At 39.9% G+C, this 19,161-nt stretch carries 18 protein-coding genes; 8 read left to right on the top strand and 10 right to left on the bottom strand.

Annotated elements, in window-relative coordinates; translation table 11 throughout:
- The first annotated feature begins 7 nt into the window (after window positions 1-7).
- The 3 genes from dsbC to CW745_RS06280 all read left to right on the top strand — a co-directional run bounded on the left by dsbC (window position 8) and on the right by CW745_RS06280 (window position 3,958).
- On the top strand, window positions 8-742 hold the full coding sequence (gene dsbC, locus CW745_RS06290; RefSeq protein ID WP_101107746.1) for a bifunctional protein-disulfide isomerase/oxidoreductase DsbC: 735 nt from the start codon (window positions 8-10) through the stop codon (window positions 740-742).
- A gap of 61 nt (window positions 743-803) precedes the next feature.
- Window positions 804-2,534, top strand: a complete 1,731-nt coding sequence (recJ, locus tag CW745_RS06285; protein ID WP_101107744.1) for a single-stranded-DNA-specific exonuclease RecJ — start codon at window positions 804-806, stop codon at window positions 2,532-2,534.
- The gene (locus CW745_RS06280; RefSeq protein WP_101107742.1) at window positions 2,534-3,958 is read left to right on the top strand and encodes a diguanylate cyclase; all 1,425 of its coding nucleotides are present in this window, start codon (window positions 2,534-2,536) and stop codon (window positions 3,956-3,958) included. The genes recJ and CW745_RS06280 overlap by 1 nt, the downstream gene beginning before the upstream one ends.
- Window positions 3,959-4,218: 260 nt before the next feature.
- On the opposite strand, the gene trmL is transcribed toward CW745_RS06280, so the two are convergent.
- The 3 genes from trmL to CW745_RS06265 all read right to left on the bottom strand — a co-directional run bounded on the left by trmL (window position 4,219) and on the right by CW745_RS06265 (window position 6,860).
- Window positions 4,219-4,683 (bottom strand): tRNA (uridine(34)/cytosine(34)/5-carboxymethylaminomethyluridine(34)-2'-O)-methyltransferase TrmL, encoded by a 465-nt coding sequence (gene trmL / locus CW745_RS06275; protein WP_101107741.1) that lies wholly within the window; start codon window positions 4,681-4,683, stop codon window positions 4,219-4,221.
- Between the two features lie 18 nt (window positions 4,684-4,701).
- The gene (locus CW745_RS06270; RefSeq protein ID WP_101107739.1) at window positions 4,702-6,051 is read right to left on the bottom strand and encodes an ATP-binding protein; all 1,350 of its coding nucleotides are present in this window, start codon (window positions 6,049-6,051) and stop codon (window positions 4,702-4,704) included.
- Between the two features lie 101 nt (window positions 6,052-6,152).
- A complete protein-coding gene (locus CW745_RS06265; protein ID WP_101107737.1) occupies window positions 6,153-6,860 on the bottom strand; it encodes a response regulator in 708 nt (235 codons plus the stop codon).
- Between the two features lie 255 nt (window positions 6,861-7,115).
- Between CW745_RS06265 and CW745_RS06260 the strand changes: the two genes are divergently transcribed.
- The 3 genes from CW745_RS06260 (at window position 7,116) to cysE (ending at window position 9,405) form a co-directional block, all read left to right on the top strand.
- Window positions 7,116-7,610, top strand: coding sequence for a Spy/CpxP family protein refolding chaperone (locus CW745_RS06260; RefSeq protein WP_101107735.1), 495 nt, complete (start codon window positions 7,116-7,118; stop codon window positions 7,608-7,610).
- Window positions 7,611-7,675: 65 nt separating this feature from the next.
- On the top strand, window positions 7,676-8,623 hold the full coding sequence (locus CW745_RS06255) for a cation diffusion facilitator family transporter (RefSeq protein WP_101107734.1): 948 nt from the start codon (window positions 7,676-7,678) through the stop codon (window positions 8,621-8,623).
- Window positions 8,624-8,625: 2 nt separating this feature from the next.
- Entirely contained in the window at window positions 8,626-9,405 is a 780-nt protein-coding gene (cysE, locus tag CW745_RS06250) for a serine O-acetyltransferase (protein ID WP_101107732.1), read from the top strand.
- Between the two features lie 4 nt (window positions 9,406-9,409).
- Here cysE and CW745_RS06245 read toward each other — a convergent pair whose 3' ends face one another.
- Window positions 9,410-9,613, bottom strand: coding sequence for a DUF1653 domain-containing protein (locus tag CW745_RS06245; protein ID WP_274521233.1), 204 nt, complete (start codon window positions 9,611-9,613; stop codon window positions 9,410-9,412).
- Window positions 9,614-9,760: 147 nt separating this feature from the next.
- Here CW745_RS06245 and CW745_RS06240 point away from each other — a divergent pair, with 147 nt between their 5' ends.
- On the top strand, window positions 9,761-9,991 hold the full coding sequence (locus CW745_RS06240) for a cell division protein ZapB (protein WP_101107728.1): 231 nt from the start codon (window positions 9,761-9,763) through the stop codon (window positions 9,989-9,991).
- 259 nt (window positions 9,992-10,250) lie between these two features.
- Here CW745_RS06240 and rraA read toward each other — a convergent pair whose 3' ends face one another.
- The 3 genes from rraA to pyrB form a co-directional block, all read right to left on the bottom strand.
- A complete protein-coding gene (rraA, locus tag CW745_RS06235; RefSeq protein ID WP_101107726.1) occupies window positions 10,251-10,769 on the bottom strand; it encodes a ribonuclease E activity regulator RraA in 519 nt (172 codons plus the stop codon).
- Between the two features lie 80 nt (window positions 10,770-10,849).
- Window positions 10,850-11,308, bottom strand: coding sequence for an aspartate carbamoyltransferase regulatory subunit (pyrI, locus tag CW745_RS06230; RefSeq protein ID WP_202973161.1), 459 nt, complete (start codon window positions 11,306-11,308; stop codon window positions 10,850-10,852).
- Window positions 11,309-11,311: 3 nt separating this feature from the next.
- The gene (gene pyrB / locus CW745_RS06225; RefSeq protein ID WP_101107722.1) at window positions 11,312-12,247 is read right to left on the bottom strand and encodes an aspartate carbamoyltransferase; all 936 of its coding nucleotides are present in this window, start codon (window positions 12,245-12,247) and stop codon (window positions 11,312-11,314) included.
- Between the two features lie 249 nt (window positions 12,248-12,496).
- Between pyrB and dacB the strand changes: the two genes are divergently transcribed.
- Window positions 12,497-13,957, top strand: coding sequence for a D-alanyl-D-alanine carboxypeptidase/D-alanyl-D-alanine-endopeptidase (gene dacB, locus CW745_RS06220; protein WP_101107721.1), 1,461 nt, complete (start codon window positions 12,497-12,499; stop codon window positions 13,955-13,957).
- A gap of 229 nt (window positions 13,958-14,186) precedes the next feature.
- Here the strand turns inward: dacB and CW745_RS06215 are convergent, their stop codons facing one another.
- The 3 genes from CW745_RS06215 to pepA are packed head-to-tail and all read right to left on the bottom strand — an operon-like array spanning window position 14,187 to window position 19,041.
- Window positions 14,187-17,051: a valine--tRNA ligase gene (locus CW745_RS06215; RefSeq protein ID WP_101107719.1), complete on the bottom strand. Its 2,865-nt coding sequence runs from the start codon at window positions 17,049-17,051 to the stop codon at window positions 14,187-14,189.
- Window positions 17,051-17,533, bottom strand: coding sequence for a DNA polymerase III subunit chi (locus tag CW745_RS06210; RefSeq protein ID WP_101107717.1), 483 nt, complete (start codon window positions 17,531-17,533; stop codon window positions 17,051-17,053). The genes CW745_RS06215 and CW745_RS06210 overlap by 1 nt, the downstream gene beginning before the upstream one ends.
- The gene (gene pepA / locus CW745_RS06205) at window positions 17,530-19,041 is read right to left on the bottom strand and encodes a leucyl aminopeptidase (protein ID WP_101107715.1); all 1,512 of its coding nucleotides are present in this window, start codon (window positions 19,039-19,041) and stop codon (window positions 17,530-17,532) included. Before pepA ends, CW745_RS06210 begins: the two co-directional genes overlap by 4 nt.
- Between the last annotated feature and the right edge of the window lie 120 nt (window positions 19,042-19,161).

Here is a 19,161-nt window from a genome sequence, read left to right as displayed (position 1 = left end):
TTTGATTATGCAATTTTCTTTTTTAAAAAAACGTTTTATTGGTGCATTAGCCCTAGTCGCTTTCAGTTCTTTCTCGATGGCTGCTGTGGATAAAGTGGCAGTAGCCGAAATCACCAGTAAGCTGACTAAATTAGAGCTATTTATCAATTCTATTAGTCCTTCTGCTGTTCCAGGTTTATATGAAGTATTAACCGATCGTGGTGTTTATTATGTAAGCGATGATGCTAAGTTTTTAGTACACGGTAGTATCTATGACCTAGATAATCAGATGGAAAATATCACTGAGAAAAGTTTAACAGCAGTACGCCAGGGTAAACTGAAAGCATTTGAAAAAGACATGTTGGTCTACAAAGCTAAAGATGAGAAACACGTCATTACGGTGTTTACTGATACAAGCTGTGGATACTGCCAAAAACTGCATGCAGAGATGGAAGATTACAATAATGCGGGTATTACTATTCGTTATTTAGCGTTTCCGCGTGGTGGGTTAAGTTCTGCAACGTACAGCACTATGGTTTCTATCTGGTGTGCTGATGATCCTAAACTAGCGATGGATGATGCTAAAGCCCGTAAATCAGTACCTTCAAAAAACTGTGTTAACACAGTGAAAGAACAATATGACCTTGGTCAGTTCTTTGGTGTAACAGGTACACCTGCACTTGTACTTGAAGACGGTTCATTACAACCTGGTTACTTACCTGCACAACGTCTTATTAAAGTTCTTGAGCAAAATAAAGGCTAAAGAAATATCTGCCTTTTTCCTATAAACTGTACTCATTCCTAATTATGAGTACAGTTTTTTTATGTCTTCTATTGCAGTAAAAAAGAGAACGCATGTTGATGCGAGCTTTTTAAATTTCCCTTGTTCTCCTCTTCTGAAACAGTTGTATGCTAATCGTGGCATTTGCAGCGATCATGAATTAGATAACAGCACCAAGACGCTTTTATCTGCTAAACAATTAAAAGGGATAGATGCTGCTTGTGCACTACTCTATGATGCACTTCTCTCGCATAAAAAAATAGTTGTGGTCGGTGACTTTGATGCCGATGGCGCAACAAGTACTGCGCTCAGCATGCTCGCATTTAAAGCACTTGGATTCATTGCTGTTGATTATATCGTTCCTAATCGCTTTGATTATGGTTATGGGTTAACCCCCGAAACAGTTGATTTAGCTCGTGCTAAAGGTGCTGAAATTATAATGACCGTTGATAACGGGATTTCTAGCAACAGTGGTGTCGCACATGCTAAACAACTCGGTATGCAAGTATTAGTCACTGATCATCACCTTCCTGGCGAAACTCTTCCTGATGCAGATGCAATTGTTAATCCTAACCAAGTAGGCTGTGATTTCCCGAGTAAACACTTAGCCGGAGTTGGCGTTGCTTTTTATCTGATGTTGGCGCTACGTGCTTATCTTTCTGAAAAAGGTTATTTTACACAGCAAGGTGCGCCTAACCTTGCCTGTTTGTTAGATATTGTCGCGCTTGGTACTGTTGCTGATGTGGTGCAATTAGATGCCAATAATAGAACCCTCGTACAACAAGGCTTGGCGCGTATCCGTGCAGGCATATGTCGCCCGGGTATTAGTGCTTTAATCAGTGTCGCTAAGCGCAACCAAGCACAACTCGTTGCCAGTGATTTAGGATTTTCGTTAGGGCCTCGCCTTAATGCTGCCGGACGATTAGATGAGATGAGTTATGGTGTTGAACTTTTATTGTGTGATGACCCCATGCAGGCCAATATAATGGCCAATGAACTCGATGCACTGAATCAATCTCGTCGAGAGATAGAGCAAGGTATGCAACAGGAAGCGTTAGCGACATTAGCAGGGCTTGAGCTAGATGAAAGCAACATTCCCCACGCTATCTGTTTATTTGACCCACAATGGCATCAAGGTGTGATTGGGCTAGTAGCATCGCGCATAAAAGAGCGTTATTACCGTCCAACCTTTGTTTTTGCTAAAGGTAATGAGGGGGAGATTAAAGCTTCCGCACGTTCAATTCCCGGTATCCATATTCGCGATATACTTGACCTCGTTGATAAAAGGATCCCTAATGTGATCTTAAAGTTCGGTGGCCATGCAATGGCTGCTGGCCTATCTATTAAAGCGTCTGACTTTAATTTGTTTCGTGAAAACTTGATTACGATACTTGCAGAGCAAATTGATGAAGCTATTTTAACGAATGTGTTACTGTCTGATGGCCAACTGAGTGCCCAACAAATTAATATTGAGCAGGCACAGGAGTTAAGAGAGGCTGGCCCTTGGGGGCAAGCTTTTCCTGCACCATTATTTGATGGCGAGTTTACTGTGCTTCAGCAACGCCTCGTGGGAGAAAAACACCTGAAAATGGTATTGTCATCAGAGGGTAAGTCAGTAGATGCGATTGCTTTTAATGTTGATCTGAAAGCGTGGCCAAACCCAATGGTAAAAAAAGTGTTCTGTGTCTATCGTTTAGATGTTAATGAGTTTCGTGGAAATAGAACTGTCCAATTGTTAGTTGAGTTATTAAAGGTGCAAGACAAGGAGTCATAATGCATTATTTTTTAAAGGTGAAAGTAACAATACTACTATTGTTGATTTCATCCGTGCAGGCACAACAGGTAGTGTATCAAGAGAATAATATTGCCAATAGTGAAAAAAATAAACTAGTGCTCACTGCACAAGAGCAGGTGTGGATAAAAGAAAATAAAGTGGTCAGTGTGATTGGAGACAGTGATTGGTTTCCCTTTGAAGGCTTTAATAAAGAAAAACAGTATGTGGGTATTGTGGCCGAGGTATTAAACTTAATTTCAGAAAAGTCTGGCTTAACTTTTAATGTAACGGAAACTCTTTCTTGGCATCACACAATACAATATTCAAAAGATAAACAGGTTGATATTATATCAGCGAGTGCATCTAACCCTATGCTAGAAAAAAACTACCGTCCTACTTTCAGTACTATTAAAAACCCAATTGTAATGATTGCCAGCAAGAGTATGCATTATATCCCAGATCTTGAAACGACAGAAGGTATGAATGTTGCCATATTAAGTGATTCAGGTTACAGCGACCGCCTTAAGCAAGCCTATCCCAATATAAAGTTTATAGAAGTAAATCAAATCGATGATGGCTTAATAGGGGTCGTCGAAGAGCAGTTCGACATCGTTTTGATGAGCATGGCCGTTGCGAGTTATCAAATGGCAGAGTTAGGTTTATATGAGCTAAGGGTCGTTGGTGTGACCGATTTAGATATGGAGCTAACGCTGTTTGTTAATCGAGATAAGCCAATTTTGTGGGAGATCATTAATAAGGTTAAGCTCCATGAAACTCAACAAGAGCGACATGAAATATTATCAAAATGGATAAAACATAAATATATTGATCGTTATTCACCTGAAAATGTGCGCTTATTTGGTCTTATTGTTATTTTTATGGTCATCTTTTTTATTTATCGTAATCGTATTCTTAAGAAACAAGCAATGGCGTTAACTGCGCTTTCTCAGACAGATAAATTAACCGATACCCATAACCGTCTCTCATTAGATAAAATAATTTTACAAAAAGTGATGCAAAGTCAGCGCTATAAGAGCACTTTTAGTTTGATCATGATCGACATTGATCTTTTTAAACAGGTCAATGACAAACATGGCCACCTTGTTGGCGATAAATTGTTACAACAATTTGCGCTATTACTACAAGAAAATATTAGGGAAAGTGATCTCTTAGGTCGTTGGGGAGGTGAAGAGTTTTTGATTGTCTGCCCGAACACCAGTCTGCAGGAGGCTGTGGTGTTAGCGCAGAAATTAAGATACGAAGTTGACAACACCATTTTTTTAAGTGTAGGGAAGAAAACAGCAAGTTTTGGGGTCGCAGAGTACAAACATGCAGAAACTGCTGAAGATTGTTTGGTGCGTGCTGACAGCGCAATGTATCGTGCTAAATCATCAGGAAGAAACAAAGTAATTGCCGAAGAATAATGCTTTAATTTTGTGTTGATTATACCAAATCCACTAAATAACTGATCAATCTTACTGGTTAAAAGAAGCTATTTCAGCGTTAAGAGTTTCGTAAAAGGAAACAACCATTTGCATCAATTTTCGCCTTGAACTAACTCCTTTTTCCTGCTTAATATTTGATCACTATATTAGCGGAATTGGTATTATTTTATTTGCGGAAATTGTTACGAGGAGCTAAGTAATTTAATCTGTAAAATAGCTCCATCGCTTATTTTTCACAATTAGATAGCACCCGAGTAATCAAGTTGACGCCATGCTTCATAAACAAAGACAGAAACAGCATTAGAAAGATTCATAGAGCGACTTTCTGGCTGCATTGGTATACGTAATTTTTGTTGTACAGGAAGAGCGTCAAGTATTTCAGCAGGTAAGCCTCGAGTTTCTGGGCCAAACAATAAAACATCGTCGCCTTCAAAGTTCGCATTGCTATGGAAAGTAGTTGTTTTAGTTGTACAGGCAAAAATACGTTTTCCTTTGACGGCTTCTAGGAAAGCTTGATAGTTTTTGTGGTGTTGGATATTTGCAATCTCGTGGTAATCCAAACCTGCACGTCTTACTCTTTTTTCATTAAAATCAAACCCTAATGGTTCTATTAAGTGCAATGCACAGCCCGTATTAGCGCATAGACGAATGATAGCGCCTGTGTTTTGAGGGATTTCAGGTTCATACAATGCTATTTCAATCATGGTTTCTCTGCTTATAAATTAATTAAATCGAGGGAATTGTAAATGCATCGATACCTGATTGCCAAGGTTATCTGCCCAAACTTTACCACCATGCTTTAACATCGCATTTTCAGCAATACTTAATCCAAGGCCCGCTCCTCCTGTTTCACGATCTCGTGATAAATTTAAGCGATAAAAAGGGCTAAATATGTTGTATAGCTCATTACTTGGAATGAGTGGGCCATCGTTACTGATTGTGAGGATGATGTTATCTGCTTCGATATTGATAGTAACCGAAATGTATTTATGTGCATATTTAATTGCATTACGGATGATGTTCTCAATCGCACGATAAGCCAGTTCCGGATAAATATTAATGTTAACCTGACTTAGCGTGGGGTAAGTGAATGATTTGTTATATTGGCTGGCTTCAAATTGCGCATCTAAAAACAGATCTTCCAAAAACTCATGTAATGCCAATTGCTCCTTTTTAGCTTGATGCAATTGTATTTGTGAAAGGTTAAGCATTTCAGCAATCATTTTTTCCATACGCTCAACTTCTAAATTAATACGCTGTAACTCTTTAGTCTCACCGCTATGCTTTTTGGTGATCGAGGCGGCTAAACTCAGTCGTGTTAAAGGAGATCTCAATTCATGAGAAATATCGCTTAACAAACGTTGTTGATTATTGAGCATGTTTTTCAATGAACGCACCATCAGTTGTATAGACTTACCTAACATCGCAATTTCATCACTATTTTTTATGATAGGAAAAGGAGTCTCTAAGTCACCCTGTGCAACTTTGGTTGATAAGTCCCTTAGCTGACGTAATGGAATGGTTAGGTGCCAGGCAAAAAAAGCGCAAATAGGTGTGCTTACAAGAAGTGCCGTCAATAAAAGTAATAAAGGGTTATCAAGCAACCACTCAATTAATTCAAGCGATTTTTTTTGATTAGGGATCGAAACATAAATAAAAAATTCATGTTGATTATGCTGTATTAAGCTTGGGCCAAAATAGGTGCGGTAAGTGTTTATCTTTTTTGACGTTTTATTTGGCGAATCACTGTCGAGCATAAATTGAAGCATTTTACGCGGTGCGCTGGCATTGATTAAACGGCCTGAGGGCTCAGTTAAATAGATTCTTTTTTCGCTATTTTTAGGCAGTAAGTGCAAAATGGAGCGAGGTGAAAGTAGCGGGTTTTTGTCGATTAGCTCAATTAAAAGGGCTTTTTGCTGTTCGATAACTCTAGCATCACTGCTTTTTATCGGTTGTAGTTGTCTTCCATCAAGCTTAGGTAGAAGGATAAGCGCAGAGATAAGTAAGGCGATTAACAACCAAAATGCAGTGAATATTTTTACAAAGATAGAGTTTGCTGATTTCCACTGCACATAATTCTCCCTATAGAATGTCGATACTTATATGGATACTACCTCAAGTCCCTGTGGCCTTGAAGTTTTATAAGTATCGATCATAGTGCCATAGAGAAAGTTTAGCTCGCTTCTGATTGCGTTCTTTCACCATCTACCCACATATAACCACGACCTCTGAAGTTTTTAACGCGTGTTTGACCATCAATACGTGTTGGTAATTTACGGCGGATATTACTCAGGTGCATATCAATGCTTCGGTCGAAGGGTTGCAGTTTTTTACCTAATACTTCTTCGCTAAGCTCTGCTTTTGAAAATAGCTCTCCTGGGTGTGCAAGAAATTTTTCTAATAGCAATAATTCGGTGCCTGTTAACTCAATCGTAAAGTCTTGGCATATCGCTTGTTGCTGTGCGGGAAAAAGTTCGATATCTAAATGTGATAATTTAGAAGGGGTATCTGCGTTTTTATGTTGAGTGCGACGTAAAATAGCACGGATACGTGCGAGTAGTTCGCGTTCACTAAAAGGTTTAGCGAGGTAATCATCAGCGCCCATCTCTAGACCAAGCACTTTGTCAATTTCATCACCTTTCGCGGTTAACATAAGTACGGGCATATCGTTTTTTTGGCGTAATAACTTAAGCACCTCAAAGCCATTTAAGCGTGGCATCATTACATCTAGTAGTAACAGGTCATAATTACCGGTTAAAGCTTTTTGTAAGCCACTTTCTCCATCGAATGCCGTATCAATAGTATAGTTTTCAAGTGATAAAAATTCAGCAAGTAGTGACACTAGCTCTTTATCGTCATCAATTAATAGAAGATTTTTCATGGTTTGGCCTTATTTGTCATGCCTCTGCATAAGTAATAAGGTACTTAGGAGAGGTTAAAATAAAATTAAATTCATCTCTAATCCAAATCCATTCGTAGTTAAAGAGGTGTTATGTATCTTTAGTTGATGTGTATATTAAACACTTTTTTTATGGTTATTGTAACCAGATTTACACTTATTTACATAACGCTATCTATAATCAAGATAATTCAGGGTCTTTAACCTTGATAAAACGTGAATAACCAGGAGTCAAAAATGAAGTGTTTATTCAGACAGATTATTATTGTAGCCGTGGCATTACCGTTATCGTTTTCAATCGCTTATGCAAAAGAAGATAGAGGCAATAATCACCATAAAAATTATTTTAAACAGGTTTTAAAACAGATCGATTTAAGTACGGAGCAGAAATCCGAAATAAAAGTGATTATGAAGTCATATCGTTCTGAAAAGAAAAATAAAGGCGATAGGGGGGCATACCACCATGGTAAAATGGCAATACTTAAAACAGAAAAGTTTGATACAAACCAAGCGCAAGCGTTGATCGATAGGAAGCAGTCTCAACAACGTGAAAGAAAATTAACAATGTTGCAGATGGAGCATCAAATCTATCAGGCATTAACGCCTTCTCAACAGGATGAAATGGATAAGTTGTTTGAGCAACACCACCAGAGTAAAAGTAGAAAAAACGTACAACAGAAAAAAGCCCCTAAACAGAGCAAGTTGGATAAAAATAATAAAGATAGCGAATAACAGGATAATGACTAACGGTTGTGTATAATAACACCTTCGTAACATAATATTTTGAAGGTGTTTTCTTGCAAAAACCTATAAGTAAAGAAGAGTACGCTCGCTTAGTAAATCTTGCTGGGCGTGCCGCTATTGTTGCTGCTTCGTTATTAATTATCGTAAAGTTGTTGGCTTGGTTCGCTACCGGTTCATCAAGTATCTTGGCCGCCCTTACAGACTCCTTAATGGATGTTACAACCTCTATTATCAATCTCTTTGCCATTAAAATTGCACTCCAGCCCGCTGACGAAGAACACCGTTTTGGGCATGGTAAAGCGGAGAGTTTAGCCGGGTTAGCACAAGCAGCCTTTATTTCTGGGTCGTCTATCTTACTGATGTTAAACGGTGTTTCTTCATTGCTCAATGGTAACCAAATCAGTGCATCAAATATCGGTATTGGTGTGATGCTATTCTCAGTATTAGTTACGATTGCACTTGTTAGTTTTCAAACTTATATCGTAAAACGAACCGGTAGTATGGCAATTAAAGCCGATTCATTACATTATCGTACCGATATTTTCATGAATGGTGCTGTATTACTGGCGCTTATTCTTGCTGGATTAGGTTGGCATTGGGCCGATGGCTTATTTGCAATAATGGTGAGTTTTTATATCTTACATGGTGCTTGGGAAATTGGGGCGCAATCGATTGATGCGTTAATGGATAAGCAGCTACCAAAATCAGATCAAGAGTTGATTATAAAAGCGGCCTACAAAATCAAAGATGTACGAGGTGTTCATGATCTGCGTACGCGTCAGTCTGGTAATACTAAATTTATCCAGTTACATTTAGAGCTGGATGACGACCAAAGCTTATTTGAAGCACATGAAAAAGCTGACACTTTAGAAGCTGAATTAGAGAAACATTTTCCGCATGCGGATATTTTAATTCACTTGGATCCACTTTCAGTGGTCAATGTTGACCAACAACGATTTACTTTTGACAATAAGCCAGAGAATAGTGCAAAGGATGACTAGTCATGCAAATTGAGCAACAACAACTATGGAAAAAAATTCGTGAAGAAGCATGGTCCAGTTCGGCCAATGAACCTATATTAGCAAGCTTTTTTCACTCCACTATTTTAAATCATCAAGATTTTAAATCAGCACTTAGTTATCAACTTGCCAATCGTTTAGATAATCATACGATGCCTGCTATTCTAGTTCGTGAAGTGATTGAAGAAGCATTTATTAAGTCGCCAGAAATCCTTAATGCCGCCATGGTTGATATTATTGCTGTGCAAGATAGAGACCCCGCTGTTGAGGATTTCTCTATCCCTTTATTATATTTAAAAGGCTTTCATGCCATTCAAATATATCGCGTTGCGCATTGGTTATGGAATCAAAAACGTGTGCCGTTAGCGTTGTATTTACAAAATCGTAGCTCAGAATTGTTTGGTGTTGATGTGCATCCGGCAGCTAAAATCGGAAAAGGCATAATGTTTGATCATGCCACTGGAGTTGTCGTAGGAGAGACCGCTGTTATTGAAGACAACGTTTCGTTACTGCAAGGAGTGACGCTGGGTGGAACGGGTAAGGACTGTGGTGATCGCCACCCTAAAATTAGGCAAGGGGTTATGATAGGCGCCGGTGCTAAAGTGCTAGGGAACATCGAAATAGGCTGTGGTGCCAAAATTGGTGCCGGTAGTGTAGTACTAGAGTCAGTACCAGCACACACAACCGTTGCAGGTGTTCCTGCTAAAGTAGTAGGAAGGCCTTCTTGCGATATGCCTTCTCTATCAATGGAGCAATGTATTTAAGGGGTTACTCTACCCATACGAAACGGGGTTTAAGGACTCCGTCTACGTCAATTGTTTCAATAAACATATCAAGTGGCCTTACCCATAATGCTTGCTCACCGTATAAGGGACGATAAACGACGAGTTTCTCTTCAGTCTCGCTATGAGTCGCCATGCCTTCAACCTGATAAAAACTACCTTTGTAGTGTTGGTATTTGCCGAGTTTAATCACTGTAATCGTTCCATTTCAAAAAATTATAAACATTCAGCGTAGCATATTGCCTTTTATTTTCCTAAATCAAAAAACAATGGTTGAATAAGCGCTTCGGAATGCTTATTCTCACTGGATTGATAGCAAATTCTTCAGGGGAAATTCATGACATTAGACTTATTAGAAAAATTAGAAAGTAAAATTCAAAATGCGGTAGACACAATCTCGTTGTTACAGATGGAAGTTGAAGAGCTAAAAACAGATAAGGTAGCGTTAGCAGAGAAAGCAGAAGCGTTACAATCAGCAAATAGCAAGCTAACTGAAGAGCATCAGCAATGGCAGTCTCGTTTAAGCGCATTGGTAGGAAAAATAGAAGAAGCGGAAGAGACACTTTAAAAGAACCGTATCTCGTTATATCCATTGAATTAGGTAGGTGAGCTAAATTTTTCCAGGAAAGGTCACTTAGCTCAAGGCGAAACTTGACGTAATTGTTTGTTCTATTTACGAAACTTTCAACTAAGAGATCATTTTTTACCAGTAAAATAGTTCCGCTATTTACTTACTTCGTTTGGTATTAATAGCAAAAGGGCCAATAAACAATCCATTTATTGGCCCTTTTTAATGTACGAGATTATTTTAAAACTTTATTAAAGTATTAATCTAAATCATCTTCAAGATCGTCTTCTAAGTCATCTAACTCGAGTGGCTCAGGTGAGATAATAATACCTGTGCTATCAGCATATAGAATATCTTCTGGTAAAAAGCTAACGCCGGCAAAATTAACGGGAACATTTACTTCACCAATCTCGTTATCTTCAGCGCCAACAGGAATAGCTGTGATTGCTTGAATACCAATATCCAACTCTTCAAGGGCATCTACTTCACGTACGCAACCGTTGACAACAATCCCTTCCCAGCTATTTTCTACTGCAAACTCTGCAATGTTGGCATTGATTAATGCGCGACGCAAAGAGCCACCACCATCAATCAGCAAAACCTTGCCTGCACCATTTTCTTCAAGAGTTTTGTAAATTAGACCAACAGATTCGAAGCATTTTATTGTGACAACTTCGCCAGCGAAAGAGCTACGCCCACCAAAGTTAGTTAATAGAGGCTCAACTACATCGATTGTTTCAGCGTAAATGTCGCAAAGTAAAGAGGTATTATAATTCATGAGTAGCCCACCTGTATTTTTGAGTAATGACTTGAGTATAAACGTAACACATTCATTTACAATTCAATTTCAATGAAAAGCTAATATAACTCATTAAAAAACGAACGATCGAAAGCTTTCTCACAATAATGGCACTTCAATTTTAGTTCGCTGCGTTTATTGACATAAAATTGTGTTTTTACTGGCTCGTTATGGCTGATGCAATTACTGTTTGGGCAGGCTAAAACACCAACAAATGCTTCGGGTAGCTGCACTTTAAACTTATTAACCACTTTAAACGCTTTAATCTGGTTAATCGTGGCATCGGGGGCAAACAGTGCAAGTTGATTCGCTTGCTCATCAGTGATGAAAGTGTTTTCCACTTTAATCAGATCTTTTCGTTGGCCATTTTTTTTGTGTAAATTTAAACCGACGGTGATCTTTTCGTTGGCCTGTGCCAGTTTAAAGAACTTTAATATTTTTATCCCTTGGTGCGCAGGAATATGATCTATCACTGAGCCTTCTTGGATCGCTTCAACCTGTAACTTTTCGTTGCTCATTATCTATACCTTCGCTTGAAAATGGTTAGTTAATAACAGTGCTAATAGTGCTTGGCGAGCATAAACACCATTTTGTGCTTGCTCGAAATAATAAGCATAAGGTGTGTCATCGACATCTTTAGCAATTTCATCAACTCGTGGTAGTGGATGTAACACTTTCAAGTTGTCGCGCACACTGTCTAACATGGAGGCGTCTAAGAGAAATGCGGATTTTAAATGTTGATATTCATTTTCATCGAAGCGCTCTTTTTGAACTCGTGTCATGTATAAAATATCTAAACAGTCGAGTACCTCTTCAATACTTCCGTGTACTGAGTAACCGATGCTTTTATCGTTTAACTCTTCAAGAATATAATCGGGCATCGCCAATGCATCTGGTGCGATAAAAAACAGTTTACAGTTAAATAACGAAAGCGCCTGCGCTAATGAATGCACAGTGCGCCCATATTTAAGGTCGCCAACAAAGGCGATATTAAGGTTATCTAAAGTGCCCTGTGTTTCATAAATAGTAAACAGATCTAATAGTGTTTGCGTCGGGTGTTGATTTGCACCATCACCACCATTAATGACAGGGATTTCGGTAAACTCAGAGGCTAGTCGGGCTGCGCCTTCCTGTGGGTGACGCATAAAAAAAGCATCAGCATAAGAACTAATAACCTTCACCGAGTCAGCAAGCGTTTCCCCTTTTTGAGCTAATGAGGTATTGCCGCCACTATCAAACCCAATCACACTACCACCTAAACGCTGTACTGCAGTCTCAAAGGAGAGACGGGTACGTGTTGATGCTTCAAAAAAACAACTGGCAACGACCTTGTTTTTTAGTAATTCGGGTTGTGGATTTTGTTTTAAAGAGTGTGCGGTTTCTAAGATAAGCTCTAGGTCGCTACGGGTTAAATCGGCGATAGAGATAATATTCTGTTGATATAGCGGGTTATTCATTTTTTTAGACTCATAGTTAGCCTGTGAAGGTGGTGAATTATATACCGATGAAGCTAAAAGATGCAAAGGCCAGAGCACTAAATCGTATGGCTATACGATTGTATTTTGAGGTAGATTGATCTTTTATAATTGCCTTACTTAGGCGTCAGGTAAGTATATTATTCTCTTTCAAATTAGCGACTAACAAACTATCTTGATAAGCATAAATTAAGTTATCATAAATCTTCTTTGACTTTTGGAAGCTCGCTAATGTTGTGCCGTTATCTCATTCTTTTTGTAACCTTATGTTCTTCTTATGCTGTGATGGCCAATGAGTGGGGGGCTTTACATTCACTGTTACCCAAAGGAACACAGCTTTCATATTTGGTGGTTGATGCAAATAAGCAAACGCGTTTAGCGACTTATGAGCAAGAAACTTTACGAACGCCTGCGAGTATGCAAAAACTGTTAACCGCGACGGCGGCTAAATTACATCTTGGTAGTGAATTTCGCTACCAGACTGAACTAACGGGGGATGATAAAAAAATACAACATAAGCGTTATAAAGGAGATCTACGTTTGAGTTTTGTTGGTGACCCAACATTAACACGTGATGATATTCGACAAATGTTGCGCGCTCTCAAGAAAAAAGGGGTGAAGCAGATCCAGGGCGATTTTATTCTTAATGATGCCCACTTCAATGGTTACCAATGGAGTAATGGCCAACCTTGGAACGATTTAGGTGTATGTTATACCGCACCTTCACACGCTATTGTTGTAAATAAAAATTGTGTGTTGGGTAACCTTAGCTTAAGTAGTAATAAAGCAAAAAAAGCGACACTGTATATTCCTAAATATGAGCCTGTTTCTATCACCGCTGATGTGAACGTTGTGACAAAAGAGCAACGTGAAACACAGTTTTGTGATCTCGAAGTCACTCGAAATAGTCAAAATAGATACCACCTTTTGGGATGTATGGTGCCACGTAAACGGGCCTTTGGCCTCGCCTTTGCGGTTAATGATCCTTTCGCGTATTCCTCACAAATCATTCTTGAAGAGTTGGATGATCTCGATATTAAATTAACCGGGGATGTGCGTTTGGAAAGCCACGCTTATCAAGGCAAGGATAAAAAAGTATTAGCGCGTTATGAATCGCCCAATTTGGATGAGCTATTGAGCATAATGATGAAAGAGTCTGATAACCTGATTGCAGACAGTTTGTTTAAAACTTTAGGTGCAAGTTACTTTCAGCGTCCGGGTAACTTTAGGAACGGTGGTAAAGCGCTAAAAGCGATTCTGCTTGAGCAAGGAGTTGATTTGGAAAATGCTTACTTAGCAGATGGATCTGGGCTGTCTCGGCATAATCTGATGAGTGCTGAGCTGTTTATGGCCGTGTTGCAGTTTGTCTATAAAAATGATGCTCAGCTAAATTTATTATCGAGTTTTTCTATTGCAGGTGTTGATGGCACATTACAATATCACCGTGCTTTACGAGGTAAACAGTTTAAAGGCAAAGTGTTTGCTAAAACAGGATCCGTGAAGGGGGTTGCTAATTTATTAGGCGTGGTAAAAACACCATTTGGAGATCGCTTATTTGTACTCATTCTTAATGGTTACAATAAGCCTTTAGAGCATCTCAAGTCAGCCTTGCCTCGCGATGAAAATGCTTCAAAATATCAATTTGAACGTGCGTTTTTTGAAACTATTTTAAGCTCGCCTAATACTTTTTAACCTTATACTATTCCGCTAATATAGTGATCAAATATTACGCAGGAAAAAGGAGTTAGTTCAAGGCGAAAATTGATGTAAATAGTTGTTCTATTTGCGAAATTTTTAACGCTGAAATAGCTTCTTTTAACCAGTAAGATTGATCAGTTATTTAGTGGATTTGGTATTATTCAACCTGAAAAAAAGGGATAACCGCAAAGCGATTATCCCTTTTTAATGAATAGTAGTGGGATTAAAGTGCTTTAATCGTCGCTATTTGTTCATTTAGTTTGTCACAGGTTGTTTGCAACTCATCTTGCTTGGCACGCTCTTTAGCGATGACCGCTTCAGGTGCATTACTAACAAAACGTTCGTTACTTAATTTACCAGATATTTTACCTAGCTCTTTATCCGCTTTTTCTAGTTGTTTTGCTAAACGTGCTAACTCAGCTTCAACATCAATTAAGCCTGCCATCGGAATCAACAGCTCAAGTTCACCCACAAATGCGGTGGCAGAAACCGGTGTTTCTTCACCCGTTGCAACAATTGTAACTGAGTCTAATTTAGCCAGTGCGGCTAAGAAACCTTCGTTTTCAGAGAAACGACGTTGATCCTCTGCAGATGCGTTTTTAGCTAATAGGTTAAGCGGAGTTTTAGGGCTAATATCCATCTCACCACGGATGTTACGAATCGCAACGATCACCTGCTTAACCCACTCAAGATCTTGTACGGCTTGTTGATCGTTAAGCGCTTCATTCACTATTGGGAATGACTCAAGCATGATGCTTTCACCACCGAGTCCGGTTACCACTTTAACACGTTGCCAGATCTCTTCGGTCATGAATGGCATAATTGGATGCGCTAAACGTAACAGTGTTTCAAGTACTGTTACCAGTGTATTACGAGTGCCACGTTGTTCTGCTTCACTGCCTTTAAATAATACCGGCTTAGTTAACTCTAAGTACCAACCACAGAATTGACTCCATGTGAACTCGTACAAAATGTTAGCCGCTAAATCGAAACGGAAAGTATCTAGCGCATGCGTATACTCAGCAATGGTATTTTGTAATTGACCTTGGATCCAACGATCTGCAAGGCTAAGTTGCATGTCGTTACCAGCATCTGCGCCAAAACCAGATGGGTTTTCTTCACAGCTCATTAATACGTAACGGCTAGCGTTCCAAATCTTGTTACAGAAGTTACGGTAACCCTCTAAACGGTTCATATCCCAGTTGATATCACGACCTGTTGAGGCCATCGCAGCCAGTGTGAAACGTAGCGCATCAGTACCATGTGCTTCAATGCCACCTTCAAAGGCTTTACGCGTTTGTTTTTCAATCTTCTTAGCAAGTTGTGGTTGCATCATATTGCCACAACGTTTTGTCACAAGGCTTTCTAAGTCGATACCGTCGATCATATCTAACGGATCTAATACGTTACCCTTAGACTTGGACATCTTATCGCCATTTTCATCGCGGATTAGGCCGGTCACATACACGGTTTTAAAGGGAACCTGTGGTTTGCCATTTTCATCTTTCATGAAGTGCATGGTCATCATGATCATACGTGCAACCCAGAAGAAGATAATATCAAAACCGGTTACCAACACATCTGTAGAGTGGAAAGTTTTAAGATCTAATGTCTGTTGTGGCCAACCTAATGTAGAGAATGTCCATAAACCTGACGAAAACCAAGTATCTAATACGTCATCGTCCTGCGTTAATACCACCGAGTCATCAAGGTTATTTTCTTTACGTACTAATGCTTCATCGTGACCAACGTAAACTTTGCCCGATTCATCGTACCAAGCTGGAATACGGTGACCCCACCAAAGTTGACGTGAAATACACCAGTCCTGTACATCGTTCATCCACGAGTTGTACATGTTTTCGTACTGCTGTGGCACAAATTTAATATCGCCATTCGCCACCGCTTCTGTTGCTGTTTTAGCTAATGGTGCAACACGTACATACCATTGGTCAGTTAGCATTGGTTCGATAACAACGCCACCACGGTCGCCGTAAGGTACGGTTAAGTCGTGGGGTTTAATTTCATCTAATAAGTCTAATTTTTCAAGCTCAGCAACCACCAGTTTACGCGCATCTTCACGTGTTAAACCTTGGAACATCTCGGGTAAATCAGTTGCGTAATCGTCACTCTTTTCACCGTTGCTATTAAACACTTCAGACTCTGTGCGGATACACGCATCAAAAGTTAATACATTGATCATTGGTAGGTTATTACGTTTACCGACTTCGTAATCGTTAAAGTCATGGGCAGGTGTGATTTTTACACAACCAGTGCCTTTTTCCATATCGGCATGTTCATCACCCACAATTGGAATTTCACGGCCAACAAAAGGTAACAGGATCTTTTTGCCGATCAGGTCTTTGTAACGTGGATCTTCTGGATTAACTGCAACCGCGGTATCACCTAACATTGTTTCAGGACGAGTTGTTGCAACCACTAAGTGATCTTTGCCATCTGCGGTTAACGCACCATCAGCGAGTGGGTAGCGGAAATGCCACATGAAACCTTTAACATCTTTGTTTTCAACTTCTAAATCTGAAATCGCAGTGTGTAGTTTTGGATCCCAGTTAACCAGACGTTTACCACGATAGATAAGATCATCGTTGTATAAATCAACGAATACTTTCTTAACCGCTTCCGATAGCCCATCATCCATGGTGAAGCGCTCACGCTCCCAGTCAACAGATGTACCTAAACGACGCATCTGTTTAGAGATGTTACCGCCTGATTCTGCTTTCCAATCCCAAATTTTGTCAATGAAAGTTTCACGGCCTAATTCTTTACGTGTTTGCCCCGTTTCAGCAAACAGTTTACGTTCAACCACCATCTGTGTTGCGATACCTGCGTGGTCAGTACCCATTTGCCATAGCGTATTTTTGCCCTGCATACGTTGGTAACGAATTAACGTATCCATGATGGTATCTTGGAAAGCATGACCCATGTGCAAGCTACCCGTGACGTTTGGCGGTGGGATCATGATGCAGTAGCTTTCTTTATCCGTATCACCGTGAGGCTTGAAGTAACCTTTCTCTTCCCACGTTTGGTAGTTTTTTTGCTCGATGGCACTTGGGTTATATGTCTTTTCCATTACTTATCTTCTGTTTGGTTGTTTGAATTTGAATTTTCAGTCGTGTCGCTTAAAAGCGTCTCTGTCGAAAGCGTATGGCCTAATTTTTTATAGGCGCTATAGCGTAAACGGGCTGCTGTTTTTAATTGTTCATCATGGGGGACAAAATCAATAATTTGTTGAAAATTACTAGAAAAATCAGGTAACTGTAAACTTAAATTAATGAGTATCGGGCGCGGATGTGTGGGAGGCATCCAGCTTATCTCGACGGGAGTACCAAATTTAGGGCCTTCGCCGAGTAAGTTATGTGGCACGAAACTGTCGCCATCAAATTGCCATAGGTACTCATCTACCATGAATGCATCTTGTTGATTATCGGTATAGATAAACACTTTTCTATTCTGCTGATAATAAAATGCCGCCAAAGAGCAAGCCTGCGAAATTTGTGCAGGGACTGGCTCATTGCTGGTTTCATTGAGAATATAAAAGGTAACTTGGCTCATGCTTCGTTATGTTCGTTATCGCTACGATTAATTAAAAATTGCGTTAGTAGCGGTACAGGACGCCCTGTTGCACCTTTGTTAGCACCGGCTGGTCGCCATGCTGTTCCTGCCACATCTAAATGTGCCCAGTTATACTTTTTGGTAAAACGAGAAAGGAAACAAGCTGCTGTGATCGTGCCTGCTGGGCGCCCACCAATATTTGCCATATCGGCAAAGGGACTATCGAGTTGTTTTTGGAACTCGTCATCCATTGGCAGTTGCCACGCTTTATCATTTGATTGTGATGCTGCGTTTAATAGTTCGTGTGCAAGTCCTTTGTGCGGGCTTAACATCGCACTGATATTATGACCTAATGCCATGATGCAAGCGCCAGTTAGCGTCGCCACATCAATCACACATTCTGGTTCAAAGCGCTCTGCGTAAGTGAGGACATCACATAACACTAGGCGCCCTTCAGCATCGGTGTTTAACACTTCTACTGTTTGCCCTGACATGGTCGTTAAAATATCACCAGGGCGATAAGCGTTGGCTGCTGGCATATTTTCTGCACCCGCTAAAATACCGATAACATTAATCGGCAGATCTAATTTTGCCAGTGCCTTCATGGTGCCATAAACAGATGCTGCCCCGCCCATGTCGTATTTCATCTCATCCATGCCTGCACCTGGTTTTAATGAGATACCACCTGAGTCAAAGGTGAGACCTTTACCAATTAATACAATCGGTTTTTGATCTGTTTCTGCGCCGTTATAACGCATGATAGACATATAAGCAGGGTTATCAGAGCCACGCGCAACAGCGAGGTAGCTGTCCATGTTAAGCTCGGTCATCTGCGCAGTATCAACGATTTCAGTTTCAACTTTGTCGAACTGCTCTGCTAGCGCCTGTGCTTGCTCTGCTAAATACAGTGGCGTACAGATATTCGGTGGCATATTGGCTAAGTCTTTACATATTTTTGCGCCCGATGCGATAGCGATACCATGTTGCAGTGCAAGCTCTGCACGCGGTAGCTCTTTACGGCTTGGCACATTAAAGGTGAGTTTACGTAGCGGACGACGTGCATTGTCTTTAGTTGTTTTGAATTGATTAAAGCTATATAAAGAATCCTGCGCGGCTTCAACTGCTTGGCGAACTGCCCAGTAACTGTCGCGGCCTTTGATATGCAATTCAGACAAGAAGCAAATCGCCTCTAGTGAACCTGTATCGTTTAATGTCGCGATGGTTTTAGCAATAATTTGCTTGTATTGAGTTTCTGTTAAATCACGCTCTTTACCGCAACCGACTAATAAAACGCGTTCGCTTGGCACGTTAGGCACATGATGTAAAAACAACACCTGACCAACTTTACCTTCTATGTCACCACGGCGGAGCAGTGCGGTTAAATAACCTTCACTGATTTCATCTAGTACTTCCGCTGAATTTGATAAGCGACGTGGCTCAAAAACGCCAACTACGATACACGCACTGCGCTGTTTTTCAGGACTACCACTTTTTACAAGAAATTCCATATATACCCTTAATGCAGTGATTTTATTTATATTAACAATGCTCTTTTTACAAAAATGCAGTTATTATAGATGTTTGTGGATTCAAAACTCTCAAAACAGCAATTTTACCGTAATTACTTG

This window comes from Psychromonas sp. psych-6C06, assembly GCF_002835465.1.
In the GTDB taxonomy this organism is placed as follows: domain Bacteria; phylum Pseudomonadota; class Gammaproteobacteria; order Enterobacterales; family Psychromonadaceae; genus Psychromonas.
This window is presented reverse-complemented; position numbering and strand designations above follow the sequence as displayed.

Bases quoted from the DNA above. Each gene is read 5' to 3' on its own strand.
- CW745_RS06240 (WP_101107728.1), top strand. From the start codon at position 9,761: ATGACATTAGACTTATTAGAAAAATTAGAAAGTAAAATTCAAAATGCG.
- CW745_RS06265 (WP_101107737.1), bottom strand. From the start codon at position 6,860: ATGAAAAATCTTCTATTAATTGATGACGATAAAGAGCTAGTGTCACTA.
- CW745_RS06260 (WP_101107735.1), top strand. From the start codon at position 7,116: ATGAAGTGTTTATTCAGACAGATTATTATTGTAGCCGTGGCATTACCG.
- cysE (WP_101107732.1), top strand. From the start codon at position 8,626: ATGCAAATTGAGCAACAACAACTATGGAAAAAAATTCGTGAAGAAGCA.
- rraA (WP_101107726.1), bottom strand. From the start codon at position 10,769: ATGAATTATAATACCTCTTTACTTTGCGACATTTACGCTGAAACAATC.
- pepA (WP_101107715.1), bottom strand. From the start codon at position 19,041: ATGGAATTTCTTGTAAAAAGTGGTAGTCCTGAAAAACAGCGCAGTGCG.
- pyrB (WP_101107722.1), bottom strand. From the start codon at position 12,247: ATGAATAACCCGCTATATCAACAGAATATTATCTCTATCGCCGATTTA.
- recJ (WP_101107744.1), top strand. From the start codon at position 804: ATGTCTTCTATTGCAGTAAAAAAGAGAACGCATGTTGATGCGAGCTTT.
- trmL (WP_101107741.1), bottom strand. From the start codon at position 4,683: ATGATTGAAATAGCATTGTATGAACCTGAAATCCCTCAAAACACAGGC.
- pyrI (WP_202973161.1), bottom strand. From the start codon at position 11,308: ATGAGCAACGAAAAGTTACAGGTTGAAGCGATCCAAGAAGGCTCAGTG.
- CW745_RS06210 (WP_101107717.1), bottom strand. From the start codon at position 17,533: ATGAGCCAAGTTACCTTTTATATTCTCAATGAAACCAGCAATGAGCCA.
- dsbC (WP_101107746.1), top strand. From the start codon at position 8: ATGCAATTTTCTTTTTTAAAAAAACGTTTTATTGGTGCATTAGCCCTA.
- dacB (WP_101107721.1), top strand. From the start codon at position 12,497: ATGTTGTGCCGTTATCTCATTCTTTTTGTAACCTTATGTTCTTCTTAT.
- CW745_RS06215 (WP_101107719.1), bottom strand. From the start codon at position 17,051: ATGGAAAAGACATATAACCCAAGTGCCATCGAGCAAAAAAACTACCAA.
- CW745_RS06280 (WP_101107742.1), top strand. From the start codon at position 2,534: ATGCATTATTTTTTAAAGGTGAAAGTAACAATACTACTATTGTTGATT.